The organism is Banduia mediterranea, from assembly GCF_031846245.1.
GTDB lineage: Bacteria > Pseudomonadota > Gammaproteobacteria > Nevskiales > Nevskiaceae > Banduia > Banduia mediterranea.
Genome location: NZ_JAVRIC010000007.1, coordinates 53,713 through 68,034 on the forward strand (window position 1 = coordinate 53,713; position 14,322 = coordinate 68,034).

At 64.1% G+C, this 14,322-nt stretch carries 16 protein-coding genes; 8 read left to right on the forward strand and 8 right to left on the reverse strand.

The features are described from left to right. Positions 1-72 precede the first annotated feature (72 nt). Genes tsaD through RM530_RS06760 form a run of 3 tightly spaced genes read left to right on the forward strand, consistent with a single transcriptional unit; the run spans position 73 to position 1,926 of the window. A complete protein-coding gene (gene tsaD, locus RM530_RS06750; protein WP_311364457.1) occupies positions 73-1,140 on the forward strand; it encodes a tRNA (adenosine(37)-N6)-threonylcarbamoyltransferase complex transferase subunit TsaD in 1,068 nt (355 codons plus the stop codon). After that, on the forward strand, positions 1,137-1,493 hold the full coding sequence (gene folB / locus RM530_RS06755) for a dihydroneopterin aldolase (protein ID WP_311364458.1): 357 nt from the start codon (positions 1,137-1,139) through the stop codon (positions 1,491-1,493). The genes tsaD and folB overlap by 4 nt, the downstream gene beginning before the upstream one ends. 25 nt (positions 1,494-1,518) lie before the next feature. Beyond that, on the forward strand, positions 1,519-1,926 hold the full coding sequence (locus tag RM530_RS06760) for a hypothetical protein (RefSeq protein WP_311364459.1): 408 nt from the start codon (positions 1,519-1,521) through the stop codon (positions 1,924-1,926). 114 nt (positions 1,927-2,040) lie between these two features. Here RM530_RS06760 and RM530_RS06765 read toward each other — a convergent pair whose 3' ends face one another. The 8 genes from RM530_RS06765 to glyQ form a co-directional block, all read right to left on the reverse strand. Next, on the reverse strand, positions 2,041-2,322 hold the full coding sequence (locus RM530_RS06765) for a hypothetical protein (RefSeq protein WP_311364460.1): 282 nt from the start codon (positions 2,320-2,322) through the stop codon (positions 2,041-2,043). Then, entirely contained in the window at positions 2,309-2,533 is a 225-nt protein-coding gene (locus tag RM530_RS06770; RefSeq protein WP_311364461.1) for a BrnT family toxin, read from the reverse strand. Before RM530_RS06770 ends, RM530_RS06765 begins: the two co-directional genes overlap by 14 nt. Positions 2,534-2,602: 69 nt before the next feature. Further along, entirely contained in the window at positions 2,603-3,889 is a 1,287-nt protein-coding gene (locus RM530_RS06775; RefSeq protein WP_311364462.1) for an MFS transporter, read from the reverse strand. A 103-nt stretch (positions 3,890-3,992) separates the two neighbouring features. Beyond that, a complete protein-coding gene (locus RM530_RS06780; RefSeq protein WP_311364463.1) occupies positions 3,993-4,370 on the reverse strand; it encodes a gamma-glutamylcyclotransferase family protein in 378 nt (125 codons plus the stop codon). Continuing rightward, a complete protein-coding gene (gene gmhB / locus RM530_RS06785; RefSeq protein ID WP_311364464.1) occupies positions 4,345-4,890 on the reverse strand; it encodes a D-glycero-beta-D-manno-heptose 1,7-bisphosphate 7-phosphatase in 546 nt (181 codons plus the stop codon). Before gmhB ends, RM530_RS06780 begins: the two co-directional genes overlap by 26 nt. A 27-nt stretch (positions 4,891-4,917) precedes the next feature. Then, a complete protein-coding gene (locus tag RM530_RS06790; RefSeq protein ID WP_311364465.1) occupies positions 4,918-5,433 on the reverse strand; it encodes a hypothetical protein in 516 nt (171 codons plus the stop codon). Continuing rightward, a complete protein-coding gene (gene glyS, locus RM530_RS06795; RefSeq protein WP_311364466.1) occupies positions 5,433-7,529 on the reverse strand; it encodes a glycine--tRNA ligase subunit beta in 2,097 nt (698 codons plus the stop codon). Before glyS ends, RM530_RS06790 begins: the two co-directional genes overlap by 1 nt. A 315-nt stretch (positions 7,530-7,844) precedes the next feature. Then, positions 7,845-8,747, reverse strand: a complete 903-nt coding sequence (gene glyQ, locus RM530_RS06800) for a glycine--tRNA ligase subunit alpha (RefSeq protein ID WP_311364467.1) — start codon at positions 8,745-8,747, stop codon at positions 7,845-7,847. Positions 8,748-9,017: 270 nt separating this feature from the next. Between glyQ and glnA the strand changes: the two genes are divergently transcribed. The 5 genes from glnA (at position 9,018) to RM530_RS06825 (ending at position 14,190) form a co-directional block, all read left to right on the forward strand. Continuing rightward, complete coding sequence (gene glnA, locus RM530_RS06805) at positions 9,018-10,430, forward strand: glutamate--ammonia ligase (RefSeq protein ID WP_311364468.1); 1,413 nt, start codon at positions 9,018-9,020, stop codon at positions 10,428-10,430. Positions 10,431-10,601: 171 nt separating this feature from the next. Next, positions 10,602-11,141, forward strand: a complete 540-nt coding sequence (locus tag RM530_RS06810) for a DUF4124 domain-containing protein (RefSeq protein WP_311364469.1) — start codon at positions 10,602-10,604, stop codon at positions 11,139-11,141. Between the two features lie 114 nt (positions 11,142-11,255). Then, on the forward strand, positions 11,256-12,302 hold the full coding sequence (glnL, locus tag RM530_RS06815; protein ID WP_311364470.1) for a nitrogen regulation protein NR(II): 1,047 nt from the start codon (positions 11,256-11,258) through the stop codon (positions 12,300-12,302). Continuing rightward, entirely contained in the window at positions 12,299-13,747 is a 1,449-nt protein-coding gene (gene ntrC, locus RM530_RS06820) for a nitrogen regulation protein NR(I) (RefSeq protein ID WP_311364471.1), read from the forward strand. The genes glnL and ntrC overlap by 4 nt, the downstream gene beginning before the upstream one ends. Before the next feature lie 50 nt (positions 13,748-13,797). Then, positions 13,798-14,190: a hypothetical protein gene (locus RM530_RS06825; RefSeq protein ID WP_311364472.1), complete on the forward strand. Its 393-nt coding sequence runs from the start codon at positions 13,798-13,800 to the stop codon at positions 14,188-14,190. Positions 14,191-14,322: the final 132 nt, after the last annotated feature.

Genomic DNA, 14,322 nt, shown 5'->3' on the forward strand with positions numbered 1-14,322 from the left:
TAGGGGCTGGGCAAGTTATACACAAGCCCTTTGTCGAAAGGCCGCCTGCGCTGATGCACAATGCCGCGGCCGATGAGCGCCTCTCTGCCAAAAACCGCCCCCGTTCTCGCCCTGGAAACCTCCTGCGACGAAACCGCCGTGGCCATTTACGACGGTGGTCTGCGTGCGCATGCCCTGCATTCGCAGGTCGCGCTGCATGCCGAATATGGTGGCGTCGTGCCGGAACTGGCTTCCCGCGATCACGTGCGTCGTGTCGCGCCGTTGTTGCGGCAGGTGCTGGACGAAGCGGGTTTGGGGACGCGCGATCTGGCCGGTGTCGCCTATACCGCCGGACCCGGCCTGATCGGCGCGCTGATGGTCGGCGGCGCCACCGCTGCCGGCATCGCACTGGCGCACGGCCTGCCGCTGATACCGGTGCATCACATGGAGGCGCACCTGCTGGCGCCGATGCTGGAAGATCGTCCGCCGGCCTTCCCGTTCGTGGCGCTGCTGGTGTCCGGTGGCCACACGCTGCTGGTCGACGTACGCGGCGTCGGTGACTACCGCCTGCTCGGCGAAAGCCTTGATGATGCGGTCGGCGAAGCCTTCGACAAGACCGCCAAGTTGTTGGGCCTGCCGTATCCCGGCGGCCCCGAGCTGGCGCGACTGGCCGAGTCCGGCCGCGAGGGACGTTTCCGCCTGCCGCGGCCGATGACGGACCGGCCGGGTCTGGATTTCAGTTTCAGCGGACTCAAGACGGCGGTGCTGACCAGTTTGCCCAAGGCGGCCAGTGACGCCGAGCGCGCCGATCTGGCACGCGCTTTCGAAGAAGCCGTGGTCGATACGCTCTGTATCAAGTGCCTGCGCGCCCTGGAGGCCACCGGCTATGAACGGCTGGTGGTGGCCGGTGGCGTGAGCGCCAATCTGCGCCTGCGCGCCAGTTTGCGGGAGAGGACGCGGGCGCGCGGAGCGGAAGTGTTCTTCCCGCGGCAGGCCTTCTGTACCGACAATGCGGCGATGGTGGCTCTGGTCGGCTGGATGCGTCGCGCCGAAGGCAGTCCGGCAGTGGCAGCGCTGGAAGTGCGTGCGCGTTGGCCCCTGTCCGAACTGTGTCCGGTGCAGCGCCGGCCCGAAACGATGGAACAAGAGACAATCCCATGAGCGACGTCGTGCTGATCGAGGACCTGACGGTCGAATGCATCGTCGGTCTCTACGAATGGGAGCAGCAGCTGCCGCGCAAGCTGGTGATCGGTTTGGAGCTGGGCGTCGACAATCAGCGCGCCGCCGCCAGCGACGCGATGGAAGACAGCGTGGACTACGGTGCCGTCTGCGAACGCGTCACCGCAATCTGCAAGGCTACGCACTATCGCCTGATCGAAACCCTGGCCGAACACATCGCGCGCGACCTGCTGGGCGAGTATTCGCTGCTGGGCTCGGTGCAACTGACGATCCGCAAGCCCGGCGCCGTCACCGTGGCGCGCAACGTGGGCATTCGTATTCGGCGCGAACGTTGAAACGGCGTTAGAAGGCTCGGAAAGAATGTCCGCTTCTTTTGAACTTGTAGCAATGATCGTGGGCGGAGCCACCGCCTCAGCTCTTGTTGGCTTTGCGCAGGGATATTTAGATGCGAAGAAGAACAAGGGTCGCAAAGAAACGATTGAGGAGCGCATTTCGAAACTGACTGGGGCGCTCAAAGACTCCAGTAGGCTTGTGGCTGAAATAGAGTCAGAGATTGAAACTCGCAAACAACTTGTCGAAGAGCTGCAGGAAGACGCCGAAAAGCATCGCAAGCTGATATCCATGAATGAGGAGCAGGTACAGGCCATCGCTCAGGTGCTCGGCGGCGAATTGAGGAAGGAATCCAAGAAGTCCTTTTGGAAAGGAGTAGGGGTTAATTTCATTTTCTTCCTACTCGGGGCATCTGCTTCCTGGCTCTTTTCTAGATGAGTAACCTTCTAACAATAGTTGCACGCCGACGTCCCAGCCGCCGCTTCGCGGCAACTGGGCCGCGGGTGAACTTGGGCGTTATGCGTTACGACACGGAGTTCGGTCGTCCCAAGTTCAACGGTTGCCGGTGCGCCGAGAAGCGGCAGGTGGATGCTCCGTTGGAGCATCTGATTCGGGGTGAATCGTAACCTGCTCCGCTGCCTCCAAAATGGTGCGGAGCGCTTGATTGACCGCAGCGCTGGTTGGAAACGCGGTGGCGATCTCGGACTCCAGAACGACGATATTGGACGCAGTCGCAGCGCGAGCGGCATATTTCCCGCGTTGAAAGCCGCCGGGAAAATCCGAACGCTTGTACTCGTTGCGGAGGGTGTCTTTGGAGGAACTAGCTTTCTTCATAGAGCGTCCTTTCCCGTCTGGTTCCGACGCTAAGTCCTTGATCCGCCGTTCGACAAACGCCTATTTCCGCCTTTGGGGGCGGCGAACTGTCGAACTCGGGTGCGCCCGTGATTGACAAGGGGGCGAAGAAGACAGTGGCAGCTTCCGGAAAGCCAATTCCATGTTCCTCAAGATTGCTCTTGGCCTTCTTCTCGTCCCAGGTGAAGTTCATGCATTTCAGCATATGTCCCGCTTTCGATCGAAGGATCACCGACGGTGCATGCGCTCGCCAGAACAACGATCAAAACGCATCATCCGCCGTTTCGCGGCTGAACCACATCGCGGTGAAGCTCAGTAGGGCCGCGCCGGCCAGGTAATAACCGACGAATTGCAGGCCATAGTTCGTGGCCAGCCAGGTGGCGATATACGGCGCCAGCGAGGCGCCGACGATACCGGCCAGATTGAAGCTCAGCGACGAGCCGGTGTAGCGCACGGCGGTGGGGTACAACTCCGACAGGATCGTGCCCAGTGGCCCATAGGTCATGCCCATCAGCGCCAGACCGATGACCAGGGTGATCGTCATGCCGATCAGGCCGCTGTTGAACATCGGCGCCATCACCAGTCCGAAGGCGGCGATGGCGGCCGACACGGCCAGCAAGGTACGGCGGCGGCCGTAACGGTCCGCCAGCCTGGCCGACCACGGGATCGTCGCGGCAAAGAACAGAATCGCGAACAGCTGGATCATCAGGAACTGCTGGCGCGGTACCCCAAGCGCGCCGGTACCCCAGGACAGCGCGAACACCGTCATCAGATAGAACAGCACGAAGGTAGCCACCGCGATGAGGGTGCCGAGCAGCAGAGCCTTCGGGTGGTCGCGCAACACACCCAGGATCGGCACGCTACGGCGTTCGTGGGCGTCCAGAACCTTCTGGAACACCGGCGTTTCGGTGATTTTGAGGCGAACGTAAAGCCCCATGAACACCAGCACCGAGCTGGCGAGGAACGGAACGCGCCAGCCCCAGGCGAAGAACTGCGCATCGCTGAGACACTCGGACAGCAGCAGAAACGAGCCGCCCGAGCAGATGAAACCCAAGGGCGCGCCGAGTTGCGGGAACATGCCGTACCAGGCCCGCTTGCCGGGCGGGGCGTTCTCGGTGGCCAGCAGCACCGCACCGCCCCATTCGCCGCCGAGACCCAGGCCCTGACCGAAGCGGCACAGCGCCAGCAGGATCGGTGCCGCGGTGCCGATCATGGCGTAGGTCGGCAGCAGTCCGATCGCGATGGTGGACAAGCCCATGGTCATCAAGGCGGCGACCAGCGTGGCCTTGCGGCCGATCCGGTCGCCGAAATGACCGAACAGCGCGGAGCCGACGGGACGGGCGAAGAAGGCGATGGCGAAGGTGGCCAGCGACGAAAGCATCGACGAGGCGGGGTCGCTGGCCGGAAAGAACAACGCCGGAAACACCAGCACCGCCGCCGTTGCGTAGATGTAGAAATCGAAGAACTCGATGGTGGTGCCGATCAGGCTGGCGAAGAGCACCCGCCCCGGCGAATTGACCGCGCCGGCGGTGTCTGGTCGTTCGGTCATGCGCTATCCCCGGATGCCTGGCGCGCGCCTTGAATGAGGGCGGCCGCGCGCGAGACGGCGATTGTGCAAGAGCGCTGGGATGCATGCCACAGGCGGCGGGCGTTCAGCGTGAACGCGGGCCCCGAAACCAGTAGACCCAGGCCCAGACCGTTTGCTGGCCGACTTCCACCGGCGCGCGCTGCCTGGAGTAGCGGCCGTAGCGAGGATTGCCGGGGCGGCAGTCCTCGTACCGATCGAGCCGGTACAGGCTGCGGCGCGGGGCGAGCAGCTGATACAGCTGTCCGTGGAGACGCTTGCGGGGATGCGGGCGGGCGCCCGGATAGCGCCCGGCGGGAACACGCTCGCCGCTGGCGGTGGCGGGTCCGAGCCATCGCGCCGGACGCAGCAGGCGATGCGGTCGCGCATGCGGTCCGCTGCCGCAGAGGCTGCCGTAGACGAACAGCCGATGCAGGGAGTCAGCCTTGCCGGGCGAGCCAGGCATCGACGAATGCCGCGAGATCGTCGTGTATCGCGACCGGACCGAAAGCGGCATCGAGCCCGGCTTCAGTGTCCCGGCCGTTGCCGGTACGCACCAGATTCGCTTGCACGCCGGCGTTTCTGGCGGCCTCAAGATCGCGCAGGGAATCGCCGACCATCGGCACGTCTTCTGGCGCGGCCTGGGCGCGGCGCAGGATGTCCAGCAGCATGCCGGGTTCGGGTTTGCGCATCGGGCTGCCTTCGCCCGGCAGATCGGGCGCATAGGCGATGCCGTCGATGCGGCCGCCGACTTCGGCCACGGCGCGCCGCATGCGGTCATTGATCGCGAACAGACCGTCGAAGTCGATCAGACCGCGACCCACCGCCGACTGATTGGTGGCGATGAACACGCGAATGCCGGCCTGCGTCAGGCGCGCGATGGCTTCAAGGCTGCCGGGAATCGGCTGCCATTCGGCCACCGACCTGATGTAGTTCGGCGAGTCTTCGTTGATGACCCCATCGCGGTCGAGAATGACCAGTTTCACGCGCAGCCTCCGTGGCGGCAGAGCGCCCTATTCTGCCGCAGCACCGCCAGCCGTGGATGCCGGTGTATCGGAGTTCCGGGCGAGTGTGCCGAGAGTCCTGAGGTCGGCCAGCAGACGTTCGCGTGTAGCCTGGGTCTGCGCGGCCACAATCGTGATCAAGGCGATGTCGCCGGAGCCAGTGGTGGTCGCGACAAAGCCGGCGAGCAGCTCGCCGCCGCCTTGTCGCGCGATTGTGCAGAAGCGCAGGGCCACTTCCGCGACTTCGTTGTCACCGCCGTGGCAGTTCTGATGGTCGAGTGATTGCTCGATCGCCATCTGCGCGATTCGGGCGTCCAGCCACTCCAGCGCCACCGCGTCGCTCGGCGTCGGCGGATACAGCGTGACCGACATCCGGTCGGCCGCCGAGTCGCCCTGCCATTGCAGTTGCATCGGGTCTTTCGCGGTTTGCGTCCAGCCGTCGCCGAGAGGCGGGATCGGCGACTGCGCCGCCAGCGGATCGCTCAGCAGCACGAGCAGGCTCGCGAGGGCCACGATGTGGCGCATCAGCCCGGCAGCAGACTCAGATCCGCGACTTCACGGCACAGCGCGTCGAGCGTCGCCAGCAGCGCCAGCCGGTTGCGTTTCACGGCCTCGTCATCGGCCATCACCATCACCGCGTCGAAGAAGCGGTCGACCGGAGCGCGCAGGGCCGACAACGCATTCAGCATGGCCGGGTAATCATTGGCGGCTCGCAGGGGGACCAGCACTGCCTCGACACGTTCGAGTTCCGCCAGCAAGGCGTGTTCGGTGTCGCTTTCGAACAGGCTGGCCGCAATGGTGCCGGATTCACCGTGTCCGGCTTGCCGCAGGATATTGCGCGCCCGTTTGTCGGCGGCTGCCAGACTTTGTGCGGCCTCGCTGCCGGCAAAGGCACGCAGGCTGCTCAAGCGGCGCTCGAAGTCCAGTGGCACCGAGGCGCCGGTGACGCGAACTGCATCGAACTGCTCGATTGTGGCGCCGCGATCCGTGCAATAGCCGCGAAGTCGCTCGACCACGAAGGTCCACAGCGCGTCCAGTGTCTCGTCATCGCGCTGGCCAGCGGGCTGCAGTTGCAGCGCCCGATCGAGCAGGCCGCGCAGATCCACTTCAAGTCCGCCCTCCACGCAGATGCGCAGCGCGCCCAGCGCCGCACGACGCAGCGCGTAGGGGTCCTTGCTCGCCGTGGGTTTCTGGCCGATGGCGAAGATCCCGGCCAGGGTGTCGAGCCGGTCCGCCAGTGCCAGCACGCAGCCTTCGCGCGTGGCGGGAATCGAGGTGCCCTGCTGGGCCGGCAGATATTGATCACGAATCGCCGCCGCCACCGCCGCTGATTCGCCGCCGGCGCTCGCATAGTAGGCACCCATCAGCCCCTGCAATTCGGGGAATTCGAAGACCATGCGCGTCACCAGGTCGCACTTCGCGAGGGCCGCGGCACGCTCGCAGATGGCGATATCCGCGTTACATTCTGTGGCGATCAGCGCGCAAAGCGATCGAACGCGCGACATCTTGTCGCCCACCGAACCAAGGTCCTTCTGGAACGTCACGCTGCCCAGCCGTGTCGCGTAGCGATCCAGCGGCTGCTGGCGATCCTGTTCCCAGAAGAACATCGCGTCGGACAGGCGCGGTCGTACCACGCGCTCGTTGCCGGCAATGACCTGGTCGACGTCTCGGGACATCAGATTCGCCACGGTGATGAACACCGGCTTGAGGTAGCCGGCCGCAGACGCCATCTGGCCCTCGACCGATGCCTGATCGGAAAACACCGTGAAATAGCGTTGATTGGTCTCGACCGTGGAGACGATCACTTCCGGCGGCAGCACCAGGAAACGATCCTCGATGCGTCCGGCGATCGCCACCGGATACTCCACCAGCGCGGCGACCTCCGCCAGCAGATCCTCGGTGATGCGGGCATGGCCACCGGCTGCGCTGGCCAGGACTTCGACCTGGCCGCGAATATCCTGAATCCGGCGCGACAGATCCGGCTGAACGTAGGCCGCTTCCAGAGCGGCCACATAGTCCGCCGGCGTGTCCAGCTCGATCGGCTCGGGCGCATGAAAGCGGTGTCCGTAAGTAGTCCGCCCCGATTTCAGGCCGAATCGGCCCAGCGGCACCACGGCCCCGCCATGCAGGCACAGCAGCCATTTCACCGGCCGCACGAAGGTTTCGTCGCCACCGCCCCAGCGCATGCGCTGGGGCGCCAGCGCGTCCATCAGCTTGAGGCATTCCTCGAAGATCGCCGGCAGCAGCTCCGCCGTCGCTTTGCCGGGCTCGGCCTTGCGGAACACCAGATAGCCGTCTTCCTGCGCCAGTGCAGCCACGTCGGCGGCGCAGGAGCGAGCAAAGCCCTCGGCGGCCCTGGTCGGCGCTCCGTCCTTGAACGCGGCGGCCAGCGCCGGGCCCTTGCGCTCGATCGTCTGGTCCGGTTGCTGTTGCGCCACCGCCTCGACGATTACGGCAATCCGGCGCGGTGTGGCATAGGTCTGCGCTGCGCCATGTGCGACCGAGCGGCGGCCCAGACCGTCGCCCAGGCCTTTGGCCAGTGCCGCGGCGAGCGGCGCCACATAGCGGGCCGGGAGGTCTTCACAACCGATTTCGAGCAGCAGCGCAGGCGCTTGCGTCATGGGATCAGGGGCAGCATGGAAAACGAGGCTCGCGATTGTCCCGGAAGCGCGGTGCCGCGCCAAGCCGGCGAACATTGAGCAGGCGCCCCCGAAATCCCGGATCATTTGAAAGTTCTATCATTCTCCGGATGACAATCAATTATATGAATGCTCTTCGCGGGTCCGGACTGGCGCTGTGCTTACCCACCAACGGCACGACACCGAGGAGATTCCCCAATGACCAAGACGACATTGTCCACCGCATCCGGCGTGCCGGTACCGGACAACCAGAATTCCACCACCGCCGGCCCGCGCGGCCCGGTCTTGTGGCATGGCTCAGGCGACGGCGCGAACCTGATCGACCATTGGAAAGCCCAGTTTTTCGCGAGCGGCGTAGTAGGCCTCGGCGCAGGCGCGCGTCAGCGTGCGCACGCGCAGGATGTACGCCTGCCGTTCGGTGACCGAAATCGCGCCGCGCGCGTCGAGCAGGTTGAACGAATGGCTGGCCTGGATGGCGCGTTCGTAGGCGGGCAACGGCAACGCGGTCTCCAGTGCGAGCAGCCGCAGACATTCGGCTTCGGCCCCATTGAAGCGTTCGAGCAGCACCCCGGTGTCGGCGTGTTCGAAGTTGTAGGCCGATTGTTCGACTTCGTTCTGGTGATACACGTCGCCGTAGGTGACGATGTGGCCGCCAGCGTCGGACCACACCAGATCATAGACGCTTTCCACACCCTGGATGTACATCGCCAGGCGTTCCAGTCCATAGGTGATCTCGCCCGAGACCGGCTTGCACTCGATGCCGCCCACCTGCTGAAAGTAGGTGAACTGCGTGACTTCCATGCCGTTGAGCCAGACTTCCCAGCCCAGGCCCCAGGCGCCGAGCGTCGGCGATTCCCAATTGTCCTCGACGAAGCGGATGTCATGCGTCAGCGCATCGAAGCCGAGTTCGCGCAGCGAATCCAGATAGAGATCCTGAATGTTCGGCGGGCTCGGCTTCATCAGCACCTGAAACTGATAGTAATGCTGTAGCCGGTTCGGATTGTCGCCGTAGCGGCCGTCGGTGGGGCGGCGGCTCGGTTGCACATAGGCGGTGTTCCACGGTTCCGGGCCGATCGAACGCAGAAAGGTCGACCAGTGAAACGTGCCAGCGCCAACCTCCATGTCCATGGGCTGCACGATCACGCAGCCCTGTTGGGCCCAGAAGTGCTGCAGTCGGAGGATCAGTTCTTGAAAGCTCATTTCGAGTCGACGTTTTCAGGCGGTATTGCAAAACGCCGCGAGTATAAAGGAGCCTGCGGGGTGTCAGCCCTCGCAGCGCATTCGCACCAAAATGATGCGCACGCCCAAGTTTGGGGCGTGCGCTGGCGCTGCAACGGCTCCTGACGCATTCTGAGCACGCATACCGCTGGCACAAAAGCTGCTTTTTCCTGCCCACCGCCGGGGCGTGGGGCAAAGCCGGCGGTATAACAACCGTTCCCCTCTTAAACAAAGCGCATGACGGAGAGCCTAATGTCGGCAGCTAATGACGTGTTGAAACTGATCAAAGACAAGGGCGTGAAGTTCGTTGACTTCCGCTTCACGGATACCCGGGGTAAGGAGCAGCACGTAAGCGTTCCGTCTCACACGGTGAACGCGGACCTGTTTACCGACGGCAAGATGTTCGACGGTTCGTCGATCGCCGGCTGGAAGGGCATCAACGAGTCGGACATGATCCTGATGCCGGACCCGGAATCGGCCTTCATGGACCCGTTCTTCGAAGAACCGACGCTGGTGATGAGCTGCGACATCATCGAGCCGTCGTCGATGCAGGGCTACGAGCGCGACCCGCGTTCGCTGGCCAAGCGCGCAGAGGCCTACCTCAAATCCACCGGCATTGCCGACACCGCCTTTTTCGGCCCCGAAAACGAGTTCTTCGTCTTCGACACGGTGCGTTGGGACGACGGCATGTGGGGCTCCTACGTGCACATCGACGCCGAAGAGGCCGCCTGGAACTCCGGCAAGGCCTATGAAGAAGGCAACATGGGTCACCGCCCGGGCGTCAAGGGTGGCTACTTCCCGGTGCCGCCGGTCGATTCGCTGCAGGACATGCGCTCCGCGATGTGCGAAACGCTGGAGGCCATCGGCATCGAGACCGAGGTGCACCATCACGAAGTTGCCACCGCCGGCCAGTGCGAACTCGGTGTGCTGTTCAACACCATGACCAAGAAGGCCGACGAGGTCCTCAAGCTCAAGTACGTGGTGCAGAACGTGGCCGCGCAGTTCGGCAAGACCGCGACCTTCATGCCCAAGCCGATCGTCGGTGACAACGGTTCCGGCATGCACGTGCATCAGTCCCTGTCCAAGGAAGGCACCAACATCTTCGCGGGCGACGAGTACGGCGGCCTGTCCGAAACCGCGCTGTTCTACATTGGTGGCATCCTCAAGCACGCGCAGTCGATCAACGCCTTCGCCAACGCTTCCACCAACAGCTACAAGCGCCTGGTGCCGGGCTTCGAAGCGCCGGTCATGCTGGCCTACTCGGCGCGCAACCGCTCCGCGTCGATCCGCATTCCGTGGGTCTCCAGCCCCAAGGGTCGCCGCATCGAGGTGCGTTTCCCGGACTCCACCGCCAATCCGTACTTCGCCTTCGCGGCGATGCTGATGGCGGGCCTGGACGGCATCCAGAACAAGATTCATCCGGGCGAGGCGGCCTCCAAGGACCTCTACCACCTGCCGCCGGAAGAGGACAAGCTGATCCCGAAAGTCGCGCACAGCCTCGACATGGCGCTGGAAGCCCTGGACAAGGATCGTGACTACCTCAAGGCCGGCGGTGTATTCACCGACGACCTGATCGATGCCTACATCGAACTGAAGATGGACGAGGTCACGCGCTTCCGCATGACCACGCATCCGATCGAGTTCGATATGTACTATTCGTTGTAAGGCTCAGGCTTTCCTCGAATATCCGGCACCGTCCGGCATTGCAGAAACGCCCCGCTTGCGGGGCGTTTCTTCTTACGGAGGATCGGCTCGGAGCATTACCGGACGGCGCGAGGCTTCCGGACGGAGCCGCGAAACAGTAGATTGGACGCTCCGCAATCATCCGGATTTTCGATGACGCGTATTTTCCTGCCTGCACTGCTCGGCCTGTTGCTGACGGCTCAGGCGCTCGCTCAAGGCGAGCCGATCTACCGCTATGTGGACGAGGACGGCGTCGTGCACTACACCGACAAGCCGCCCAGCCAGAACGCGCAACCCGCCGACCTGCCACCGCTGCGAACCTATACCCCGGCCGAACTGGAATCGGTAGAACACCAGCTCGATGAAAATGACGGATCGAACAGTTCCGAAAAGGTCGAGAAATATCGAGAGCTGAGAATTGTCACGCCCTCTCCCGAGGAGACCATACGCGGTGCCGAGCGCATCGTTCCGGTGGCCGTCACCTCGGACCCGAGTCTGATGGCCGGCCACCGGGTCCAGTTCTTTCTCGACGGTGAGGCACAGGCGCCACCGGCGCTGTCGACATCCACCGTGTTTTCAGGTGTCGAGCGCGGCACCCACGCCGTTTCTGCCGCGATCGTCGACGAACAGGGCAAGCCCCTGATCAGGGCCCAACCGGTCCAGGTGTTCGTCAAACCGCCGATTGCGCGCTGAGGCGCAACGCACCAGAATTGTGCGCCAACCGCGGGGTCAGGGCGGTGCGGCGCGCACCGTCGTGGCCCACTATTTGCTACCCGCCCTCACATGAAGCTGGTTCCCCGTACACGCATGAGACCTGAGGTCATCCTCGATGGCATGACCACGGGTGTAATCAGCGTTGACGCCGATCTGCGCATCGCAGCGCTCAATTCAGCCTGCGAAAGCCTGTTTGGCATGAGTCAGAAGTTTGCGTTGGGCGAGGAATTGAAAATCGCGGTTCCGCATCTGGATGGTCTGTTGCCAAGGCTGAGGCAGGCCCTGTCCACAGGCTCCGGATTCATCGAACGCGAAGTGCAGTTGCGCAGGACCGGCGAAGCGTCGATCACTGTGGACTGCATGGTCACGCCGATGTTGATCGCGCGGCAGCCGGGGCTGTTGCTGGAACTGGCCCCGCTGGACCGGCACCTGCGGATTTCGCGGGACGAGTGGCAGGCGGCACAACACGAGGCGACCCGGGAACTGGTGCGCGGACTCGCGCACGAAATCAAGAACCCCCTGGGCGGAATTCGTGGCGCAGCGCAGCTGCTCGAACGCGAATTCCCGGATTCCCAGCATCGCGAATACACGCGCGTGATCATTCGCGAGGTCGACCGGCTGCAGAATCTGGTCAACCGTCTGCTGGGACCGAATCGTTTGCCGGCCCACAATTTGCTCAACGTGCACGAGGTGATCGAGCACGTACGCAGGCTGATCGAGGCGGAGGCCCCGGATGGGGTCAGTGTGCAACGCGACTATGACCCGAGCATCCCGGATGTCATCGCCGATCGTGAGCAGCTGATCCAGGCGGTGCTGAATGTCGCACGCAACGCGCTGCAGGCTCTGGACGGTCACGGCCAGGTCATGGTGCGCACGCGCGCACGACGTCGTTTCACGATTGGCGGACGCATGCACAAACTCGTGGCGCAGATCGACATCGAGGATGACGGGCCCGGAATTCCACCGTCGCTGCTCGAGAAGATCTTCTACCCGATGGTGACGACACGTGCTGAAGGCAGCGGGCTGGGGCTGCCGATTTCTCAGCATCTCATCCATACCCACGGAGGACTCATCGAGTGCCAGAGCCAGCCCGGGTGCACCGTTTTCTCGATTTATCTCCCACTAGAACGACCGCTATGAGCCAGCCGATAACCGTTTGGGTCGTCGACGACGACGAATCCATACGTTGGGTGCTGGAGCGCTCACTGATGCGCGACGGCATGAACGTCAAGTGCTTCCCCGGTTCTGCCGAACTGCTGGATGCCTTGCAGGACGAGCTGCCGGACGTGTTGGTATCCGACATCCGCATGCCCGGCGTCAACGGGCTGGAACTGCTGGAACGCCTGCAGGCCCGTGCCCCGGAGCTGCCGGTCATCATCATGACGGCGCATTCCGACCTCGATGCCGCGGTTGCCGCTTATCGTGGCGGCGCGTTCGAATATCTGCCAAAACCGTTCGACGTTGATGGTGTCGCCACCCTGGTGCGACGCGCTTCGCGGGTCCGCGGCGAAGCCGGTGATCCGGACGCCCTCAACGGCCCGGATACCCTGTTGATCGGTGAAGCGCCGGCGATGCAGGACGTGTTCCGCGCGATCGGCCGCCTCTCGCAGTCACAGATCACCGTATTGATCACCGGCGAGACCGGTGCCGGCAAGGAACTGGTGGCGCGCGCCCTGCACGCCCACAGCCCGCGTTCCAAACAACCGTTCATCGCCGTCAATACCGCGGCGATTCCCAAGGATCTGATGGAATCGGAGTTTTTCGGCCACGAGCGCGGTGCCTTTACCGGCGCCCAGGCACAGCGGCGCGGCCGCTTCGAACAGGCCGACGGCGGCACCCTGTTCCTCGATGAAATCGGCGACATGCCGCTGGATCTGCAGACGCGTTTGCTACGCGTGCTCTCGGACGGCGAGTTCTATCGCGTCGGCGGACACTCGCCGATCAAGGTCGACGTGCGCGTGATCGCCGCCACCAATCAGGAACTGGAAATCGCGGTCGGGCAGGGTCGTTTTCGCGAAGACTTATTCCATCGGCTCAATGTCATTCGCATCCGCATCCCCTCGCTGCGCGAACGGCGCGAGGACGTGCCACAACTGGCCCGTCACTTCCTGGCCTCGGCGGCGCGGGAGCTCAAGGCCGAGCCCAAGCGCATGCGTCCGGAAGTGATCGCCAGCCTGCAGCGCTTCGAGTGGCCGGGCAACGTCCGTCAGCTCGAAAACGTCTGTCGCTGGCTGACCGTGATGGCGCCGGGGCAGGACGTTCATCTGCTCGATCTGCCGCCGGAACTGCGAATCTCCACCGCACCGACGGTGACGACCGCAGCAAATACCAGCACCGCCGGCGGCGGCGTGGCCAACGAGGTGGTCAACATCGGCAGCTGGCAGGACAGTCTCCGATCCTGGGCCGAAACGCAGTTGCGGGCAGGCCGCAGCAATCTGCTGGGCGAGGCGCTGCCGGACTTCGAGCGCATGTTGATCCAGACGGCGCTGGCCGAGTGCCGTGGCCAGCGTATCGAGGCGGCCAAACGTCTCGGCTGGGGCCGCAACACGCTGACACGCAAGATCAAGGAACTCGACCTGGATTGAGCGCGCCGCTTTGCGACAATGCCGCCCATCGTTCGGAGCGGAGGAGCTTGATGACACGACGTTGCTTGCTTGCGGTTTGCGCGCTGCCGCTGGTGCTGCTGGCCTGTCAGATGCATCGCCCGGCGCCGAAGCCCGGGCCGGTTCCTGCCTTGCTGTTGCCCTCGGACGCCGAAGTCTGGCTTGGGCTGGAGGCGGCTGCCACGGAACTGGTCGGCCAGCCGGTCACGCTGGATGACGACGCCTTCGCCGAAGTCGACTTCGCCGAAGTGGAGCCTGACGAGCCCCGCGAAACCGATGGCAGTGCGCTGGCCGGCCAGGTCTACGGACGGCCGCAGACGCTGCGCTTGCTCAAGGATGGCGCAGACTGCGTGTTGCTCAATCAGGACAGCGGCCAGCAGCGGATCGTGACCGGTGCGCGCTGTCGCATTGCGCCTTCGGTTTGAGTCGCTAACGGCCATGCCACCAAGCGGCACCTACGCAGAATGAATCGCCTGCGGCATGGCCGTTGCCCTCACCCACCGCCCGCATTCGCGAGCGGCCCCCTCTCTTTCCCGCAAGCGGGCGAGGGTGGCTCG

What these genes read in the sequence shown, in the direction of transcription:
- tsaD (WP_311364457.1), top strand. Translation starts at nt 73, where the DNA reads ATGAGCGCCTCTCTGCCAAAAACCGCCCCCGTTCTCGCCCTGGAAACC.
- RM530_RS06765 (WP_311364460.1), bottom strand. Translation starts at nt 2,322, where the DNA reads ATGAAGAAAGCTAGTTCCTCCAAAGACACCCTCCGCAACGAGTACAAG.
- glnA (WP_311364468.1), top strand. Translation starts at nt 9,018, where the DNA reads ATGTCGGCAGCTAATGACGTGTTGAAACTGATCAAAGACAAGGGCGTG.
- glnL (WP_311364470.1), top strand. Translation starts at nt 11,256, where the DNA reads ATGAGACCTGAGGTCATCCTCGATGGCATGACCACGGGTGTAATCAGC.
- glyQ (WP_311364467.1), bottom strand. Translation starts at nt 8,747, where the DNA reads ATGAGCTTTCAAGAACTGATCCTCCGACTGCAGCACTTCTGGGCCCAA.
- RM530_RS06825 (WP_311364472.1), top strand. Translation starts at nt 13,798, where the DNA reads ATGACACGACGTTGCTTGCTTGCGGTTTGCGCGCTGCCGCTGGTGCTG.
- glyS (WP_311364466.1), bottom strand. Translation starts at nt 7,529, where the DNA reads ATGACGCAAGCGCCTGCGCTGCTGCTCGAAATCGGTTGTGAAGACCTC.
- RM530_RS06780 (WP_311364463.1), bottom strand. Translation starts at nt 4,370, where the DNA reads ATGCCTGGCTCGCCCGGCAAGGCTGACTCCCTGCATCGGCTGTTCGTC.
- RM530_RS06770 (WP_311364461.1), bottom strand. Translation starts at nt 2,533, where the DNA reads ATGAACTTCACCTGGGACGAGAAGAAGGCCAAGAGCAATCTTGAGGAA.
- folB (WP_311364458.1), top strand. Translation starts at nt 1,137, where the DNA reads ATGAGCGACGTCGTGCTGATCGAGGACCTGACGGTCGAATGCATCGTC.
- ntrC (WP_311364471.1), top strand. Translation starts at nt 12,299, where the DNA reads ATGAGCCAGCCGATAACCGTTTGGGTCGTCGACGACGACGAATCCATA.
- RM530_RS06790 (WP_311364465.1), bottom strand. Translation starts at nt 5,433, where the DNA reads ATGCGCCACATCGTGGCCCTCGCGAGCCTGCTCGTGCTGCTGAGCGAT.
- RM530_RS06810 (WP_311364469.1), top strand. Translation starts at nt 10,602, where the DNA reads ATGACGCGTATTTTCCTGCCTGCACTGCTCGGCCTGTTGCTGACGGCT.
- RM530_RS06760 (WP_311364459.1), top strand. Translation starts at nt 1,519, where the DNA reads ATGTCCGCTTCTTTTGAACTTGTAGCAATGATCGTGGGCGGAGCCACC.
- RM530_RS06775 (WP_311364462.1), bottom strand. Translation starts at nt 3,889, where the DNA reads ATGACCGAACGACCAGACACCGCCGGCGCGGTCAATTCGCCGGGGCGG.